This window comes from Butyrivibrio sp., from assembly GCF_017940685.1.
Taxonomy (GTDB): Bacteria; Bacillota; Clostridia; order Lachnospirales; family Lachnospiraceae; genus Butyrivibrio.
This window is the reverse complement of the sequence record NZ_JAGAYD010000128.1, coordinates 1-1,611: the sequence shown is the minus strand read 5'-3', so window position 1 is coordinate 1,611 and position 1,611 is coordinate 1. Positions and strand designations below refer to the sequence as shown.

The 1,611-nt window shown below is 41.9% G+C and carries 3 protein-coding genes; all 3 read right to left on the bottom strand.

Features of this window, described 5'->3' with window-relative positions; genetic code table 11:
* Nucleotides 1–154: 154 nt before the first annotated feature.
* Genes J6I68_RS08300 through J6I68_RS08290 form a run of 3 tightly spaced genes read right to left on the bottom strand, consistent with a single transcriptional unit; the run spans nucleotide 155 to nucleotide 1,475 of the window.
* A complete protein-coding gene (locus J6I68_RS08300) occupies nucleotides 155–832 on the bottom strand; it encodes a hypothetical protein (protein WP_292219488.1) in 678 nt (225 codons plus the stop codon).
* Nucleotides 820–1,299, bottom strand: a complete 480-nt coding sequence (locus J6I68_RS08295) for a hypothetical protein (protein ID WP_292219487.1) — start codon at nucleotides 1,297–1,299, stop codon at nucleotides 820–822. The genes J6I68_RS08300 and J6I68_RS08295 overlap by 13 nt, the downstream gene beginning before the upstream one ends.
* Before the next feature lie 26 nt (nucleotides 1,300–1,325).
* A complete protein-coding gene (locus J6I68_RS08290; RefSeq protein WP_292219485.1) occupies nucleotides 1,326–1,475 on the bottom strand; it encodes a hypothetical protein in 150 nt (49 codons plus the stop codon).
* Between the last annotated feature and the right edge of the window lie 136 nt (nucleotides 1,476–1,611).

Below are 1,611 nucleotides of genomic sequence, written 5' to 3'. Positions count from 1 at the left end.
TACAAAAGTTGCCTAATATCTAATTTGTCATTTTCAATGTGCTATAAATGAATTAGCTTTATTAAGGTTACCCAAAATGCAGGTAATGTCTAATTTCTAACATTTTCAATTTACTCCTTGACATTTCTTAGCTGGACTTTTATCACTACTGGTCTTATAAGAAGTGCCCTTCATCATCAATACCGTTGTAGTAAACTCCAGTAATGACGATGCCGCTTAACTCATCCTCGCCGACAACCTCTTCAATGTCGCCCACAAGCCACTCAAAATAATCCTTCCAAGTGGTGTTTTTGTGGATGTCACCTTCTGTGGTGTAGGTTTCATCGGTATAAGCGTCCGTGTATTCAGCTACCCAACAGCCTTTTTTAAGGTGCTCCTTATCAAGCTCCTTAAAGTCTTCCCAGAGCATCGGGATTGAATCGTCGAGCATAAGGACGGGGATGTTCTTTTCACAGGTGGGCGAGGGTGTAAATCTTGCATCCGCAAGACCCTCTTTTGCGATGAACTCTTTAAAAAGAGCCTCATTGTCAAACCAGATGGGTGCTTCTACTGGCTCAGCATCCCTTATTACAAATACAAGGTTGTCAGAGTCCATAGCCCCGTTGTAATAAACAACGTCGTATCTGCCTCTGTTCTTTCCCGCTGTATGGCATATTGCCATCATAATGCGGGTGTCTGATACCCTGTAAAAGAATTTTGGATCAACAAGATTGTAGCTCATTATGCCTTTTTTGAGGTATTCTCTTTCAAGACTGCCTTTTATCGTATATTTTTGCTGATAAAAGTTTCTTGTAGAGGGAGCTTTCTCCTTTTTGCACATCATTTCTTCCATTTTGCATTCTCCTTTACTCTCTTCAGACGAAGAAAATCTTTGTCAAGCTTTCCTGTGCCCTTCCAGTTATCAAGGACAGATACAAGCATAGCTGCGGTATCAACCGGAGAATACTTGAAATTATATTCCTCATCCACAAGATCATCCTGGTATTCGTCGCGCTCACAGATGTCACTAAGCACCGTGCAGGCTGCGGCAAGGGACAGATCCTTTTCGTGTGTATACTCGAAAAGCTGTTCGATATCAGCAGACGCCATGATAAGGGACAGGCCACAGCAGGAATCAAAGTTGATATATGTGTTAGTTACAACACCGTCTTTGTATTCCATGTAGTCTATACCCTCAAGGTCTTCTCTAATGACGCTGACAAGCTCGTCGAACAAGGTTTTTCTGTCGGCAATATCTTTTGTCTGACAGATTTTGTCTACGCCACCTACAATGTAGGATTTTAATGCTTCTCTTTCCATTATTTTCTCCTTAATTTGTATAATCCCTACTCTTCGCTCTGTGACAGCTTCGTCTTCTCATCGGGACAACCGTCGGGCTCTGGAATGGGACCGAAGGTAATCTCGTCAAGGATAGAGCTGACATTTTGACAATAGCCACAGCAGTTAAGCTGACATATGCTTTCTGTACACTTCATATCTGCCTCCATCAATAGTGATAGTCAAAAACCTGCCCGATATAGAACTTGTCCCCGTTATTTGCATTTCTGAGGAAGTTCATAAGAGTCTGGTTTCCGTAACACTCACCGTTATCATCCATGTAGAAATCAAAAC